The following is a 15,455-nucleotide window of genomic DNA, read 5'->3' on the forward strand; positions in this document are numbered from 1 at the left end:
CGACCGGGTGGTTCTGGCCAAGATCCGGGCTGCGCGTGAGACTGGGACCATGTCGGAACTTCTCTCCCGCCACCGCGCGGTCCTGCCCTCCTGGATGCCCCTGTACTACGAGTCGCCGCTGGAGATCACCGGCGGCAAGGGTTCCCGCGTCACCGACGCCGACGGGCGTTCCTACCTCGACTTCTTCACCGGGATCGCGACCAACATCCTCGGTTACGGCGTCGACGAGGTGCGCGAGGCCGTCCAGGCCCAGGTGGCCACAGGGGTGGCGCACACCTCGACGCTCTACCTGATCCGCCACCAGGTCGAACTCGCCGAGCAGATCGCCGAGCTGTCGGGGATCCCCGACGCGAAGGTCTTCTTCACCAACTCCGGTACCGAGGCCAACGAGACGGCCCTGCTGTTGGCCACGTACGCCAGGGGCAGCGACGAGGTCCTGGCCCTGCGCGGCGGCTACCACGGGCGCTCCTTCGGCACCGTGGCGGTGACCGGGAACAGTGCGTGGAAGAACTCCTCGCTGTCACCGTTGAACGTGCACTACCTGCACGGCACCGACCACGCCGCTCCTGCTTTCCGGCACATGACCGAGCGCGAGTACATCGACGCGTGCGTGGCCGACCTGTGCGATGTGCTGGACACCACGGCGCCGAACGTGGCCTGCTTGATCGCCGAGCCCGTGCAGGGCGTGAACGGGTTCGCGATGCCGCCGGACGGTCTCCTGGGCGCCTACAAGGAGATCCTGGACGAACACGGGATCCTGATGATCTCCGACGAGGTCCAGACGGGGTGGGGCCGCACGGGCACGTCGTTCTTCGGCATCGGCAACCACGGCGTGACCCCGGAGGCCATGACCTTCGCCAAGGGGCTGGGCAACGGGTTCACGATCGGCGGCGTGGTCGCGCGCGGCGATCTCATGGACGCTCTGCCCGCCATGGGTGTGGCCACCTTCGGCGGCAACCCGGTCTCCACCGCTGCGGCCCGCGCGACCCTGCGGTACGTGCTCGACCACGATCTGCAGTCCAACGCGCTGCGCCAGGGCAGCACGATCCTGGACGGGCTCCTGGCCCTGCGGGAACTGCCCGCGGTCAAGGACGTGCGCGGCAAGGGCCTGATGTTCGCTGTGGAGATGGCCGACCCGGTGACGGGAGCGCCTTCCCCCGCGTTGGCCGGTCAGGCCCTGGAGGCCGCCCGCGAGCGGGGGCTGCTGGTGGGAAAGGGCGGCATCAAGGGCAATGTGCTGCGTATGGCACCGGCGATGACGCTGTCGGACGCCGACGCGGCCGAGGGCCGGGACCTGCTCCTGGAGACCGTGCGGGCCGTCGACGCCGGTGCTGCGCCCTGAAGCAGTCCCGTTCGACCGTGTACGGCACGGAGGGTGTGCGTTTCCGTGTCGGGGCCCGGGGCGGTCACTGTCCGGTGGGAGGATCCGGACGCATACCCCTCGAACCCCTTTGACCTGGGCTTTTCTGCAGACCACTGAGGACGGTCCCAGGAAAAGTCGACCGAATCCGTCTCACTGTGGGTCTGTGGTGGGCAACACGCAGTATCGTTGTCCCCGGGCGCCCTTCACCAGGGGTGTACAGCACACGGACCATTCCGGAAAGACACGCTCATTTCCCCTCCTCCCCATGGAAGCGAGCGTGTCGGTGGACGCGTCCCGGGTCCTGGCTCCCCCGGGGCCCGGGACGCGACCGCCTCCCAGCCCTGTTGCGGGCCGGGGTTCACGCCGGCGTCAACGTGCGGCGGTGAGCGCACCGCTCGCGCGCGAGCGCGGTGTCAGCCCCATGAGCTCGGCGCATTCGCCGCAGCCCAGGACCCTGCCTCCGTCCGGCAGCACACCCAGGGCGGTCCGGGGCCGCGGCCACTGGACGTGGCAGACGGCGCAGGCATCCCCCGTGCACTGCGTCGCGCTCAGCGACTCCGGGTCGTAGACGTAGAGGTCGGATGCACCGCCGGACCCCGTGTCCGGTTCGCACATCGTGCTCGTTCCGCGCAATGTCCCTGCTCCCCCCGTGGTTTAGGACAGTCTGGCGGGCCGATATTCACCGGCTCATTTTCGTTCAGGCGCGCTGGACACCTGGAAGGGTGTGGACCGATCCAAATCACTCCGTGCGTGGAAAGCATAACCCTTAGTAATGAACCCTGGGAAGTCCCCAGGGGGCAGGGAAAAGACGCACGTTTTGCCCGATTTGTCTTTGCAGATTCTTCCGAGAACCCGTGCTACCCGCTCGGAGTGACGGAAAATCGGCGCAGTGCCAGAGCCGGGTTCATGACCCGAACCTCTTCGACCCTGCTGGCCGAAATCCGCGCCGTGCTCACGGCGGGAGCCTCCTCGCCCAGAGCCGAGACCGGGGTCCCCATCGGGTCGATGACCATGCTGTTCCCCGCTCCCCTCGGGGCCGATTGGCCGGCCGCTGCCACGTAGACCGTGTTCTCGATCGCACGCGCACGGGCCAGGGTGCGCCAGTGGTCCTCCTTCAGGGGACCGGGCACCCACTGCGCGGCCAGGAGCAGCACGTGCGCCCCCGCGGCCGCGATACGCCTGGTCACCTCGGGGAAACGGAGGTCGTAGCAGGTCTGCAGGCCGAAGGTGAGGCCACCGACGGTGAAGGTCTCCGGCTCCTCGATCGGCCCGGGAGTGACCACCTCGGACTCGCGTACCCCGAAGGCGTCGTAGAGGTGGATCTTGCGGTAGAGCGCCACCCGTTCCCCTCGCGGCGAGAGTGCGACGAGGGTGTTGGTGAAGCGGGCGGCGTCCCCGCCCTCCCCGGCCTCGTTCACACCCACGACCACGTACACGCCCTCACGTCGGGCGGTCTCGGCCGCCGCCGTCACGAAGGGGCCGTCCAAGGGTTCGGCGGCCTCGACGTAGCGGTGGTCCGTACGCGGGGCAGTGAACATCGCGTACTCGGGCAGGAGCACCACCTCTGCGCCCTCGGCCGCGGCACGCGCGGCCAGGTCGGCCACCGAACGCGCGTTCTCCTCCTTGTCCTCGCCTGGAGCGAACTGCGCAACCGCTACCTGCGTCATCGGTCCCTCTCCTCGTCGACATCGGAGGCGCCCCGGGGGCGCCGTGCCCGAGTGTACGGCCGTGTCCCGCTCCGGGCCGGTTCGGCGGAGCCCAGTCCCTTGCCAGCAAGCTGAACACGCGTTTAGCGTATTGAACATGCATTCAGGGTCGAAGGACGACCTCACCACCAAGGCACGTATCCGACAGGCGGCCGTCGACTGTTTCGCCCGGGAGGGGTTCTCGGTGTCGGTCCGTGCCATCTCCGAACACGCCGGGGTCTCCCCGGGCCTGATCATCCACCACTTCGGGAGCAAGGCACGGCTGCGCGGCGAGTGCGACGCCCACGTACGCCGCTTCATCGCCGGGATCAAGACGGAGACGGTGGAGGGGTTCTCCGGAACCTCCATGCTCCAGCAACTGGCGGAGGTCGAACAGTACGCGTCCGTGCTCGGGTACGTGGTGCGTTCGCTGCAGTCCGGCGGTGCCCTGGCCGCCGACCTCTTCGAGTTGACGGTCGAGGACGTGGAGCGTTTCCTGGCCGTGGGAGAGGAGGCCGGGACCATCGCGCCCAGCCGCGCCCCGGCCGCGCGCGCCCGCTACCTGACTTCGAGCAGCCTCGGCTCACTGATGCTGCACACCACACTGCACCACCCCGGGCACACCCCCGATTTCCGACGAGTGGTACAGGAGTGGATCGCGGAGTACATGTTCCCAGCGCTGGAGAGTTACACCGAACCCGTGTTCACCGACCGCACGCTCCTGGACACCTGCACCCCCCGCGAGGGCGGGACCGGGGACACCGGCGGCGGGGCCGGGGCGGGCACTGGCTGACGACCCGAACGGAGTCCCATGTCCACACCCATGACCGAACAGAACGCCGTCGACGTACGCGGGGTCGACAAGAACTTCGGCCGTTCCCGAGCACTGGACGGCCTCGATCTCACCGTGCACACCGGACAGGTCGCCGGTTTCCTCGGTCCCAACGGTTCGGGCAAGTCGACGACCATCCGCATTCTTCTGGGACTGCTGCGTGCCGATGCGGGACGAGTGAGCCTACTCGGCGGCGACCCCTGGCGCGAGGCGGTACAGCTGCACAAGCGCCTGGCCTACGTGCCCGGCGACGTGTCCCTGTGGCCCAACCTCAGCGGCGGGCAGGCGATCGACCTGTTGGGGCGCCTGCGCGGTGGCCTGGAGCGCGACCGGGTCCGCGCCTTCACCGAACGTTTCGAACTGGACCCCGGCAAGAAGGCCCGTACCTACTCCAAGGGCAACCGGCAGAAGGTCGCCCTGGTGGCGGCGCTGGCCTCCCGTGCGGAGCTGCTGATCCTGGACGAGCCCACCTCGGGTCTCGACCCGCTCATGGAGGCGGTCTTCACCGAGTGCGTGCTGGAGGCCAAGGCGGAGGGGCGCACGGTGCTGCTGTCCAGCCACATCCTGTCGGAGGTGGAGAAACTGTGCGACACCGTCACCATCATCCGGCAGGGGCGCACGGTCGAGGAGGGCACACTCGACGAGCTGCGGCACCTGACCCGTTCCTCGGTCCGCGCCACCGTCGACGGCGACCCGCACGGTCTGGAGGGGGTCGCCGGGGTGCACGACCTGGTGGTGGACGGTGACCGGGTCACGCTCGAGGCCGACCACGAGCACCTCGACGGCATCGTGCGGCACCTGTCCTCGCTGGGCGTGCGCTCGCTGGTGAGCAACCCGCCGTCACTGGAGCAGCTCTTCATGCGCCACTACGGCGACGCCCGGGCCGAGGCGGAGAACGGGAAGGGAGGCGAAGCGGCATGAACGCCCTCACCGGAACCGGGACCCTGGTCCGATTCATGCTGCGGCGCGACCGACTGCGCCTGTCGGTGTGGGTGTTGGCGCTGGTGGGCATGGTCGCCGCGTCCGTCCCTGCCCTCGACGACATGTTCACCACCGACGCCGAACGCCAGTCCCGTGCCGCACTCATGGAGACCCCGACCGGCATCGTCTTCGGCGGCCCCGGCTACGGCCTGGAGGACTACCAGCTCGGCCCGATGCTGGTGAACGAGCTGACCATGACGGTGCTCATCGCGCTCGCTGTGCTCAACGTGCTGCACGTGGTGCGCCACACCCGGGCGGAGGAGGAGAACGGCCGCGCCGAGCTGTTGCGCGCCGCCCCCGTGGGGCCGGGCGCCCAACCCGCGGCGGCGCTGGCCACCGCGGCCCTGGTCGACCTGCTGATCGGCGTGTCGACCTCCGTCTCGTTGATCTTCTTCGGGCTCCCGACCGCCGATTCCCTCGCCTACGGGGTGGGGCTCGGACTGGCCGGGATCGTCTTCGCCGCAATCACCGCTGTGTGCACGCAGATCTTCGAACACGGGCGGACGGCGGCCGGCACGGCCTTCCTCGTGGTCGGGGTGCTCTTCATGGCCCGTGTGGTCGGCGACATCGCCCGGACCGGGGGCAACGCGCTCTCGTGGCTCTCACCGTTCGCCTGGGTGCAGCAGGCCCGCCCCTTCGACGCGCTCGAATGGTGGCCGCTGGCGCTGTACCCGGTCGCCGCCGTGGTGCTCTTCGTGCTCGCTCACGTCCTTGCCGGACGGCGTGACCTGGGTGCGGGCCTGATCGCGGCCCGTCCCGGGCCGAGCGGGGCCGGGCCGCTGCTGCGCGGGATTCTCGCCCTGCACCTTCGGCAGCAACGCGGCATGGTGTTCGCGTGGTCGGCGGGGGTGTTCGTGCTCACGTTCGCCTTCGGCTCCTTGGCCCCGGAGGTGGAGTCCATGGTCGAGACCAACCCGGACCTGGCCGCGTTCCTGGGCGACGACACCGAGGACCTCGTCGGCGGGTTCCTCGGCACCATCGGGCTGTACGCGCTCATGGGCACCGGCGCCCTCAGCGCGCTGTCGGTGCTGCGTGCCCGCTCGGAGGAGAGTGCCGGGCGGGCCGAGCTGGTACTGGCCACCGCTGTGGGACGCGTGCGGTGGCTGGGATCCGCGTTGATCGTGGCGGTGCTGGCGACGGTGCTGACCACCGCGCTGGGCGGCCTCGGTCTGGGCCTGGGCACTGCCGTGACGCTGGAGGACGGTGCGTGGATCGGGAGGATGACCGGGGCGACCCTGGCCGGGCTGCCCGCGGCACTGGTCTTCGGGGCACTGGTGGCGCTGCTGTTCGGTACGGCGCCGCGCCTGGTCCCGCTCGTGTGGGTGTGGCTGGGCTACAGCGTGTTCATGACCATGCTCGGTGCCCTGCTGGGCGTGCCCGAGGCGGTCATGGACGCGAGCGCGTTCGAGATCCTGCCCGCACCGCCCGGGGAGGAGGCCGAGGCTGTGCCCTTCCTCCTCTACCTGGCCGTGGTTCTCCTGGCCGGTGCCGCCGGTCTCGCCGGGTTCGGCCGCCGCGACCTTGCCACCGACTGAGCCCGCGGGGCCGGGTGGTACCCGGCCCCGCCCTTGGCGGGCACCGGCGCACGGAGGCGGACACCTACCGTGGCGGAGGGCCGGCGACGTGCTCCCGCCCGATCGGTGGGAGGGGGCGGGGCTCTGGTTCAGGGGAGCACGGACCCGACCGGGCTGAATCCCCGCCCCCGGTGAACCCACCGCCCCGGCGCCGCAGGGAACCTTCCTTCCTGGCCAGGCGTCCACGAACGCCCCGGTCAGGGCAACAGCGACAGGGTCCAGGCGGGCGCGAGGACCACCACGAGGAATCGTGCGGTACGGGTGAGGAAGGTGATGGTGCAGAACCAGGCCGGGCCGATCCGTACGACCCCGGCCAGCACCGCAACCACCATGAACGGCGGCACGCTCACCAGGGAGCTCACGCCCAGCAACCCCATCCCCCAGAGCGGGCGTTCCTCCGCCCGGGCACGCCACTGCTCGGCACGCGCGGCCCACTTGCCGGGCGTGCGGGCCCGCCGCTGGAACCACGGCAGCGCGAGCGTGCCCCGGCCCACGTAGTAGTAGGGCAGTTTGCCCAGGGTCTGGCCCACGCCCGCGGCGAGAGCCATCGCGAGGAGGGCGCCGTCGTCCACCGTGACGACGGCGCCCAGCAGGTACAGCTCGATGTTGATGACCGGGAGCAGGCCGGACGCCGTCGCGACGAGGAAGGCCAGCCCGGTCTCGACCACGGAGGGATCAGTCCTCGGCCGCGGCGAGCTGACCGCAGGCGCCGTCGATCTCCTGTCCACGGGTGTCGCGGATGGTGACCGGGACACCGTGCGACTTCAGACGCCGCACGAACTCCGCCTCGTCCTCGGGCCGGGAGGCCGTCCACTTCGACCCCGGGGTGGGGTTGAGCGGGATGAGGTTGACGTGCACCAAGTGGCCCTTGAGGAGCTCACCGAGCATGTCGGCGCGCCAGGCCTGATCGTTGATGTCCTTGATGAGCGCGTACTCGATGGAGACCCTGCGGCCGGTGGTGCCCGCGTAGCGCCACGCGGCTTCCAGGACCTCGTCGACCTTCCAACGGGTGTTGACCGGCACCAGCTCGTCGCGCAGCTCGTCGTCGGGGGCGTGCAGGGAGATCGCCAGGCGCACCTGCATCTTCTCGTCGATGAGCTTGTTGATCGCCGGAACCAGGCCGACCGTGGAGACGGTCACTCCGCGTTGGGAGATGCCCATGCCCTCAGGGACCGGGTCGGTCATCCGTCGCACGGTCTGCAGCACGCGCTTGTAGTTGGCCAGGGGCTCGCCCATGCCCATGAACACGATGTTGCTGATACGGCCGGGGCCGCCGGCGACGTCGCCACGCGCCAGGTCGCGGGCGCTGGCCACGACCTGGTCGACGATCTCTCCCGTGGAGAGGTTGCGGGTCAGACCGGCCTGGCCGGTGGCGCAGAACGGGCAGTTCATCCCGCACCCGGCCTGTGAGGAGATGCACAGGGTGACGCGGTCGGGGTAGCGCATGAGCACCGACTCGAACATCACCCCGTCGAACGCCTTCCACAGGGTTTTCCGGGTCATGCCGTTGTCCGTGGTCACGTGCCGGACCGGCGTGAGCAGGGTGGGGAGCAGGGCCTCGCCCAGCGCCTCGCGCGAGTCGGCCGGCAGGTCGGTCATCTGCTCGGTGTCGGACTCGAACCCACCGAAGTAGTGCTTGGCGAGCTGTTTGGCGCGGAAGGGCTTCTCACCCAGGTCACGGACGGTCTCGGCCCGCTCTTGGGGGCTGAGGTCGGCCAGGTGCCGGGGCGGCTTGGCACGGCGGGGGGCGGCAAAGGTGAGCTCGGCGGGCATAGGAATCCGTAGAAGATGGAGTCGATGGTCGGGGCCCGGCGCGAAGCAGCGGCGGTTCGGGTCGTTATACGACCTATACGCGGTCGAAGTGTGGCTCCGCCTGTCGGGGCACTACCGTCGATTCTACGCACTGCGCGGACGACACCCGCCGGGTTTCGTCGCTGTTGGTCGGACAACACGGGAGCGGCACGTGGGAGGGCCGGTGACAGGGATCGACGTCCTTCTCGACGAGATCAGCCCGTACCAGAGCCGCCGGGTCGTCGTGGAGTGCGATTCCCACACCACCGCCGCCTACCTCCTGGACGCGCGCGGGCGCATCCGCGTGCCCGTCTGGCTGGCCAACCACGAGATGGCGCCCGCGACCGACGAGTCCGGAGGCCTCTTCGAGGGCCGGGCACCGCTGATGCCCGAGGCCCACACCAAACACCCGCCGGGCCGTCCCCGTTTCGACCCTTCCTGCCTGCGTGCGGTGTGGTTCGAGGAAGGCGACGGGGTGGCACTGGTCGACGAGGAAGGGCTGCTCGCGGTCATCCCCGGGTGGGCCGAGGCCGACAGCGGACTCCCCGGGTACGCGCGTGAGGCGATCGGCCGCAGTCCGTACGCGTGGGAACTGGACTCGGTGCGCGAGCAGCTGTGGCCCCGGGTGGTGCACGCCGAGGCCTACTGGGACTGGCGCCGGGCCTCGGGGGCGTGGCGGAGCGTGCAGCGCACCGTGCTGAGCCACCTCGATCGGCACGCGGGCGACCCCGGGCACTACTGGGACGTCTCCGACGGCCATCCTCCGCTGCTGCGTGTGTCCGAACGGCCGGCCACGGCCGAACGCCCGTACACGATCCTGTCCACGGTGGGTATGTGCGGGCAGCGTATGCCGACGCTGGACCGGTACATGGCCGACACCTCCGAGTACGCACGCGTGGAGCTGGCCCTGGCCACGACGATGCCTGCCCATCAGGCAGCGCGGATCTTCCGGTGGATCGGTGCGTTCCCGTGGCGAGCGGTGACGTGGTTCGGGCACGGGCACACCGTGAAGTGGCTGGACAACGCGGAGGACCGTGCGATGCGCGGCGGCGCCGGCGCAGTCCTGTTGTTGTCCGACCCGACCATGCTGACGGGCGGGGCTCCCCCGCCGGACCTCGCGGGGCTGAGTTTCCAGGGGGATCCGGTGCACTGGCTCTGGATGGTGCCCATCACCCGCCCCGAGCACCTGTTCGCCAAGGAGCACGACAGCGCCACGCTCGTCGAGAAACTCGTCGCCGAGGGCCGCAGCTGGATCCTCGCCTGACCTCTTCCCGTACGCGCACGAAAACCCGTTGACCCGGGGGCCGGCACGCGGGCATCGTTCCCGGGGCCGTGGACGGCGGGAGCGACGGGAGGGCGGGGCGATGGCACGCTCGGAAGGCCGGGCCGAGAGCGCGTCCGGGGTCGCCGCCCCGCTCGCGTACGTGCCGTTCCGTGCGTTGGCGCTGGGCCGGTCCCTCATGCTCTTCGGCAACGGCATGGCTCACGTGGCACTGGCTTTCGCGGTCCTGGACGCGACCGGCTCGCTGGCGCAGGTCGGGCTCGTGGTGGGCGCGCGTTCGGCCGCCAATGTGTCCCTGTTGCTGCTGGGCGGTGTCGTCGCGGACCGCCTTCCGCGCTCGCTGGTGCTGCGTGGCGCGTGTGTGCTCGCGGCCGGTTCGCAGGGGTTTCTGGCCCTGGCGTTGCTGACGGGCCGGGCGTCCCTTCCCCTGATGGTCGTGCTGAGTCTGGTCAACGGGGCCGCTGCTGCGGCGAACCTGCCCGCTGCGGCGGCGTCGACACCGCAGACCGTGCCCCGGCACCTGTTGCGGCAGGCCAACGCTCTGATCGGGGTGGCCAAGCACGCGGGCAACCTCTCGGGGATGTCGATCGGTGGGGTCGTGGTCGGTGCGGCCGGGGCGGGGTGGGCCATCGCGGTGGACGCGTCGATGTTCGCGGCGGCGGGTGTGGCCTTCCTGTTCCTGCGGGTGTCCGAGCAGGGCGGTCCGGTGGAGCGCACGAGCGTGCTGAGCGACCTGCGGGAGGGCTGGGGGGAGTTCACCGCACGTACCTGGGTGTGGGTGGTCGTGCTCCAGTTCATGGTGGTCAACGCCGGGTGGGCGGCAGCCACGACGGTGCTCGGGCCGGGGATCGCCGACGAGACCTTCGGACGTACCACGTGGGGTCTGTTGATGGCGGTCAACAGCGTGGGGCTGTTGACCGGCGGGGTGTTGGCGGCGCGGTGGCAGCCCCGGCGTGCTCTGCTGTACGGGGTCGCCCTGGTGTCGGTGCAGACGGTCCCGTTCTTCGCCCTGATGGGGCCGTCGCCGCTGCCGTTGTTGTTCGCGGCGATGTTCGTGGCCGGGGTCGCGGTGGACCAGTTCATCGTGGCTTGGGAGGTGTCGGTGCAGGAGAACGTCCCGCAGGAACGCCTGTCGCGGGTCTACTCCTACGACGCGTTCGGCTCGTTCGTGGCGATGCCGCTGGGGCAGATCGCGGTGGCTCCGGTGGCGGAGGGTGTGGGTCCCGACCGTGCGTTGCTGCTGGTGGCGTGTTCGACCTTGTCGGCCACGCTCGCGGCGGTCGCGGTACCGGGTGTGCGGGCGTTGCGGCGGGCGTGAGGCCGGGACGGCCCCGGATCAGCCGGGGATGTTTCGGCGGTCTCGGACCTGGCAGATGAGGCGTTGGAACCGGAGCATGTCCTCGTCGCTGAAGCGCTCCACGAAACTGCGCAGGGTGGAACCGGGGTCGGGCCCGGTGTTGAGCACTTCGTCCATGACCCGTGCGGTGTACTCGGCGTGGCTCTCCCGGGCCCAGTACAGCCAGGCCCGGCCGACCTTCTCACGGTCGAGCAGACCCTTGTGGAAGAGGATGTTGGCGACCGTCATCACGGTCGTGTAGGCGATGTCCCGGTCGTAGACCATGGTCTCGCGGACCCGGCGCACGGACATCGGCCCCTCTGCCTGCCAGAGCGCGTCCATGATGGCTGCTTCGAGCTCCCCCAACCCCCGCATGGGTTTCCCACCCGCTTCCACGTACGGTCCTCGTACGGTGATCGTAGGCAGGGCGGCAGCCCCGGCGCGGGTAAACGCGGAAGGGCACACAGATCCGCGCGGATTCGGCGTGCACGGCCGGTGTTTCGCCACTGTTCGGCGCTCGGTGCCTTCGGTTGCTGTGAACACACGCGCAAGGGCGTGGAGTGTGACCCCGCACCCTTGGCGGCGCCCTCTGTGGCCGGTCGCGGACAGGTTCTTCACACGATTTCACACTCGACAAAACCGACAAAAAACCCAAATGAACAGCGCAGCGTGCTCAAGCCACCCCGAAGCGTGCTCAAGGCTGTGAAAGATTGTTAGCTATCTCCTAGTTTCATCAACCACTGCGTTCCCGCTCAAGAGGTAGGTACAAGTAGCCTGGTACATGACGAGTGCTGGCGAGGCCGGATGCCTCCCCGTCCGAGCGGGGAAAATCCTGCATCGACTCGAGCCCGGCCCGCCGGACAGCCACCCGTCGTCATTCACATTCACAAGCGAGCTGCGGAAGTGGGCGATCTCCGCCGTGTCGTCTCAGGCGTCTCAACCCCTGACAGATTTCGGGCCTAACGAGTGGTTGGTCGAGGAGCTCTACCAGAAGTACCTCAACGACCGGAACTCCGTTGACAAGGCCTGGTGGAACTTCTTCGCGGACTACAAGCCCGCGGAGTCGGCCGGCTCGAAGAGTGGGGGTGCTGCGAAGGCGCAGAACGAGAAGAAGACCCCCGCCGATCAGGCCGCGCCGAAGAAGGACAGCAAGGACACCAAGAGCAAGAAGGCTCCGGCGTCCTCGGAGGACGAGGACGACGTGAAGCGCGAGCGCCTGCGTGGCGCTCCGGCGCGCACGGCCACCAACATGGAGTCCAGTCTCGAGCTGCCGACCGCGACCAGCGTGCGCGCGGTTCCGGTCAAGCTCCTGTTCGACAACCGCATCGTCATCAACAACCACCTCCGGCGTGCCCGTGGCGGGAAGGTCTCCTTCACGCACATCATCGGCTACGCCATGGTCAAGGCCCTGGCGGCCATGCCGGAGATGAACCACTCCTACGTCGAGGTCGACGGCAAGCCGGGCGTGGCCAAGCCCGAGCACGTCAACTTCGGCCTGGCGATCGACCTCCAGAAGAAGGACGGTTCCCGCCAGCTGGTCGTGCCCTCCATCAAGTCGGCCGAGAACATGGACTTCGCGGAGTTCTGGGGCGGCTACGAGGACCTCGTCCGCAAGGCCCGCAACAACAAGCTGGGCATCCCGGACTTCCAGGGCACCACCATCAGCCTCACCAACCCCGGCGGCATCGGCACCGTGCACTCCGTGCCGCGCCTGATGCCCGGGCAGGGCACCATTCTCGGTGTCGGGGCCATGGAGTACCCCGCCGAGTTCCAGGGCGCCTCCCAGGACACCCTGAGCGAGCTCGGTATCAGCAAGGTCATGACACTGACCTCCACCTACGACCACCGCATCATCCAGGGTGCGCAGTCGGGTGAGTTCCTGCGCCGCATCCACCAGCTGCTGCTGGGCGAGGACGGCTTCTACGACGAGATCTTCAACGCTCTGCGGATCCCGTACGAGCCGGTCCGCTGGGTGCAGGACATCCACGTCAACCCGGCGACCCAGCTCGACAAGACCGCCCGGGTCCAGGAGCTGATCCACGCCTACCGTGTGCGCGGCCACCTCATGGCCGACACCAACCCGCTGAAGCACGAGCAGCGCAAGCACCCCGACCTCGACGTCCTCGAGCACGGGCTGACGCTGTGGGACCTCGACCGCGAGTTCCCCACCGGCGGCTTCGGCGGCAAGCAGGTCATGCCGCTCCGGGACGTCCTGGGCGTGCTGCGCGACACCTACTGCCGCACAGTGGGTATCGAGTACATGCACATCCAGAGCCCGGAGGAGCGCGAGTGGATCCAGTCGCACGTCGAGCGTGAGCACGAGAAGGTCGACCGAGACGAGCAGCTGCGCATCCTGCGCCGGCTCAACAACGCCGAGGCGTTCGAGACCTTCCTGCAGACCAAGTACGTGGGTCAGAAGCGCTTCTCCCTCGAGGGCGGGGAGTCCCTGATCCCGCTGCTGGACGGTGTGCTCACCAGGGCGGCCAAGGCCGGGCTGGACGAGACCGTCATCGGTATGGCCCACCGCGGCCGCCTCAACGTGCTCGGCAACATCTGCGGAAAGTCCTACGGGCAGATCTTCGGCGAGTTCGAGGGCAACCTCGACCCCCGCAGCTCCCACGGTTCCGGTGACGTCAAGTACCACCTGGGCACGGAGGGCGTCTTCGAGACCTACGACGGCGAGAAGATCGACATCCACCTCGCCGCCAACCCCTCCCACCTGGAGACGGTCAACCCGGTCCTGGAGGGCATCGTCCGGGCCAAGCAGGACGTACTCGACAAGGGCCCGCACGGCTTCACCGTGCTCCCGCTGCTCATCCACGGCGACGCGGCCTTCGCCGGCCAGGGTGTGGTCGCCGAGACCCTCAACCTGTCGCAGCTGCGCGGTTACCGTACCGGCGGGACGGTGCACGTCGTCCTGAACAACCAGGTCGGCTTCACCACCACACCCGACGACAGCCGTTCCAGCGTCTACGCCACCGATGTGGCGCGGATGGTCCAGGCGCCGATCTTCCACGTCAACGGGGACGACCCCGAGGCTGTGGTCCGTGTCGCCGAACTGGCCTTCGCCTACCGCCAGGCGTTCAACAAGGACGTCGTCATCGACCTGGTGTGCTACCGCCGCCGCGGGCACAACGAGGGCGACAACCCCGCCTTCACCCAGCCGCTGATGTACGACGTGATCGACAGCAAGCGCTCCACGCGCAAGCTGTACACCGAGGCCCTGGTCGGCCGCGGCGACATCACGATGGAGGAGGCCGAGCAGGCCCTGCGCGACTTCCAGAACGAGCTGGAGCGCGCCTTCAAGGAGACCCGCGAGGTCGAGAAGAAGCCGATCGAGCCCGGTTCCGTCGTCCGTCCCGAGGTCTTCACCGAGTCGCACCTGGACCACACCAAGGTCGAGAGCGCCATCAGCGGCGAGACCGTCAAGCGGGTCATCGACACGCAGGTGAACCTGCCCGAGGACTTCACGGCGCACCCGCGTCTGGCCCCGCAGCTCACCCGACGCGCTCAGATGGTCGAGAAGGACACCATCGACTGGGCCACAGGTGAGCTGCTGGCCTTCGGTTCGTTGCTGCTGGACGAGCACTCGGTGCGCCTGATCGGTCAGGACAGCCGACGCGGCACGTTCACCCAGCGCCACGCCACCATCATGAACCGTGAGACGGGCGAGCCCCACACGCCGCTCAAGCAGTTCGACAAGGGCACCACGAAGTTCCACGTGCACGACTCGCTGCTGAGCGAGTACGCGGCGCTGGGCTTCGAGTACGGCTACTCCCTGGTCCGCCCCGAGGCACTGGTCATGTGGGAGGCGCAGTTCGGTGACTTCGTCAACGGTGCGCAGAGCATCATCGACGAGTACATCAGTTCCGGTGAGCAGAAGTGGGGCCAGCGCTCCAGCGTGACCCTGCTGCTGCCGCACGGCTACGAGGGTCAGGGCCCGGACCACTCGTCGGCCCGCATAGAGCGGTTCCTGCAGCAGTGCGCTCAGGAGAACATGACGGTCGCCAACCCGAGTACCCCGGCGAGCTACTTCCACCTGCTGCGTTGGCAGGCCAAGTCGCCGCTGGAGCGCCCGCTCGTGGTCTTCACGCCCAAGTCGCTGCTGCGCAACAAGGCCGCCGTCTCGACCACCGCCGACTTCACCAACGGCTACTTCGAGCCGCTGATCGTCGACGACTCGATCGAGCCGGACCAGGTCCGCCGCGTGGTGCTGTGCTCGGGCAAGATCTACTACGACCTGGACGCCGCTCGGAAGGCCAGCGGGGACAAGCACACGGCGATCATCCGTACCGAGCGCCTCTACCCGCTGCCGATCGAGGAGATCCGCGAGCAGCTCAAGGCCTTCCCGAACGCGGGCGAGGTCCTGTGGGTGCAGGAGGAGCCGGCGAACATGGGGCCGTGGCCCTTCGTGGCTCTGGTCTTCTCCGAGCAGCTCGACCGCCCGTTCACCCGGATCTCGCGTCCGGCCTCCTCCGCGCCCGCGGCCGGCTCGGCCAAGCGGCACGAGGCCGAGCAGCGGGCCCTGGTGGACACGGTCTTCCCGCCCGCCGAGTAGAAACGGGGCCGCGGGGCGCGTCGATACGCCCCGCGGCCCGGCCCGACTTCCGA

12 protein-coding genes are annotated in these 15,455 nt (G+C 69.2%); 7 read left to right on the forward strand and 5 right to left on the reverse strand.

The window, feature by feature from the left end:
• Positions 1-49 precede the first annotated feature (49 nt).
• A complete protein-coding gene (locus tag D456_RS0105385) occupies positions 50-1,342 on the forward strand; it encodes an aspartate aminotransferase family protein (protein ID WP_026115593.1) in 1,293 nt (430 codons plus the stop codon).
• A gap of 390 nt (positions 1,343-1,732) precedes the next feature.
• Here the strand turns inward: D456_RS0105385 and D456_RS0105390 are convergent, their stop codons facing one another.
• Complete coding sequence (locus D456_RS0105390; protein ID WP_017575139.1) at positions 1,733-1,978, reverse strand: hypothetical protein; 246 nt, start codon at positions 1,976-1,978, stop codon at positions 1,733-1,735.
• Between the two features lie 242 nt (positions 1,979-2,220).
• Positions 2,221-3,030, reverse strand: coding sequence for a carbon-nitrogen hydrolase family protein (locus D456_RS0105395; RefSeq protein WP_017575140.1), 810 nt, complete (start codon positions 3,028-3,030; stop codon positions 2,221-2,223).
• 136 nt (positions 3,031-3,166) lie between these two features.
• On the opposite strand from D456_RS0105395, the gene D456_RS23690 reads away from it, so the two are divergent.
• Genes D456_RS23690 through D456_RS0105410 form a run of 3 tightly spaced genes read left to right on the forward strand, consistent with a single transcriptional unit; the run spans position 3,167 to position 6,396 of the window.
• Positions 3,167-3,841: a TetR/AcrR family transcriptional regulator gene (locus D456_RS23690; protein WP_051049411.1), complete on the forward strand. Its 675-nt coding sequence runs from the start codon at positions 3,167-3,169 to the stop codon at positions 3,839-3,841.
• 18 nt (positions 3,842-3,859) lie between these two features.
• A complete protein-coding gene (locus D456_RS0105405; protein WP_017575142.1) occupies positions 3,860-4,801 on the forward strand; it encodes an ABC transporter ATP-binding protein in 942 nt (313 codons plus the stop codon).
• Positions 4,798-6,396 (forward strand): ABC transporter permease, encoded by a 1,599-nt coding sequence (locus D456_RS0105410; RefSeq protein ID WP_017575143.1) that lies wholly within the window; start codon positions 4,798-4,800, stop codon positions 6,394-6,396. Before D456_RS0105405 ends, D456_RS0105410 begins: the two co-directional genes overlap by 4 nt.
• Before the next feature lie 236 nt (positions 6,397-6,632).
• Here D456_RS0105410 and D456_RS0105415 read toward each other — a convergent pair whose 3' ends face one another.
• Positions 6,633-7,103 carry a hypothetical protein gene (locus tag D456_RS0105415; RefSeq protein WP_017575144.1) on the reverse strand — a complete coding sequence of 157 codons (471 nt, stop codon included), beginning with the start codon at positions 7,101-7,103 and terminating at the stop codon, positions 6,633-6,635.
• A gap of 7 nt (positions 7,104-7,110) precedes the next feature.
• Positions 7,111-8,208 (reverse strand): 23S rRNA (adenine(2503)-C(2))-methyltransferase RlmN, encoded by a 1,098-nt coding sequence (rlmN, locus tag D456_RS0105420; RefSeq protein WP_017575145.1) that lies wholly within the window; start codon positions 8,206-8,208, stop codon positions 7,111-7,113.
• Between the two features lie 202 nt (positions 8,209-8,410).
• Here rlmN and D456_RS0105425 point away from each other — a divergent pair, with 202 nt between their 5' ends.
• Positions 8,411-9,490, forward strand: a complete 1,080-nt coding sequence (locus D456_RS0105425) for a suppressor of fused domain protein (RefSeq protein ID WP_017575146.1) — start codon at positions 8,411-8,413, stop codon at positions 9,488-9,490.
• Positions 9,491-9,590: 100 nt separating this feature from the next.
• Complete coding sequence (locus tag D456_RS0105430; protein WP_017575147.1) at positions 9,591-10,826, forward strand: MFS transporter; 1,236 nt, start codon at positions 9,591-9,593, stop codon at positions 10,824-10,826.
• An 18-nt stretch (positions 10,827-10,844) separates the two neighbouring features.
• On the opposite strand, the gene D456_RS0105435 is transcribed toward D456_RS0105430, so the two are convergent.
• The gene (locus D456_RS0105435) at positions 10,845-11,219 is read right to left on the reverse strand and encodes a BlaI/MecI/CopY family transcriptional regulator (protein ID WP_017575148.1); all 375 of its coding nucleotides are present in this window, start codon (positions 11,217-11,219) and stop codon (positions 10,845-10,847) included.
• A 544-nt stretch (positions 11,220-11,763) separates the two neighbouring features.
• On the opposite strand from D456_RS0105435, the gene D456_RS0105440 reads away from it, so the two are divergent.
• Entirely contained in the window at positions 11,764-15,402 is a 3,639-nt protein-coding gene (locus D456_RS0105440) for a multifunctional oxoglutarate decarboxylase/oxoglutarate dehydrogenase thiamine pyrophosphate-binding subunit/dihydrolipoyllysine-residue succinyltransferase subunit (RefSeq protein ID WP_040698702.1), read from the forward strand.
• Positions 15,403-15,455: the final 53 nt, after the last annotated feature.

This window comes from Nocardiopsis kunsanensis DSM 44524 (assembly GCF_000340965.1).
Classification (GTDB): Bacteria; Actinomycetota; Actinomycetes; order Streptosporangiales; family Streptosporangiaceae; genus Nocardiopsis; species Nocardiopsis kunsanensis.

Coding starts and splice junctions, on each gene's coding strand:
- D456_RS0105385 (WP_026115593.1), top strand. CDS start 50: ATGTCGGAACTTCTCTCCCGCCACCGCGCGGTCCTGCCCTCCTGGATG.
- D456_RS0105390 (WP_017575139.1), bottom strand. CDS start 1,978: ATGTGCGAACCGGACACGGGGTCCGGCGGTGCATCCGACCTCTACGTC.
- D456_RS0105395 (WP_017575140.1), bottom strand. CDS start 3,030: ATGACGCAGGTAGCGGTTGCGCAGTTCGCTCCAGGCGAGGACAAGGAG.
- D456_RS23690 (WP_051049411.1), top strand. CDS start 3,167: ATGCATTCAGGGTCGAAGGACGACCTCACCACCAAGGCACGTATCCGA.
- D456_RS0105405 (WP_017575142.1), top strand. CDS start 3,860: ATGTCCACACCCATGACCGAACAGAACGCCGTCGACGTACGCGGGGTC.
- D456_RS0105410 (WP_017575143.1), top strand. CDS start 4,798: ATGAACGCCCTCACCGGAACCGGGACCCTGGTCCGATTCATGCTGCGG.
- rlmN (WP_017575145.1), bottom strand. CDS start 8,208: ATGCCCGCCGAGCTCACCTTTGCCGCCCCCCGCCGTGCCAAGCCGCCC.
- D456_RS0105430 (WP_017575147.1), top strand. CDS start 9,591: ATGGCACGCTCGGAAGGCCGGGCCGAGAGCGCGTCCGGGGTCGCCGCC.
- D456_RS0105435 (WP_017575148.1), bottom strand. CDS start 11,219: ATGCGGGGGTTGGGGGAGCTCGAAGCAGCCATCATGGACGCGCTCTGG.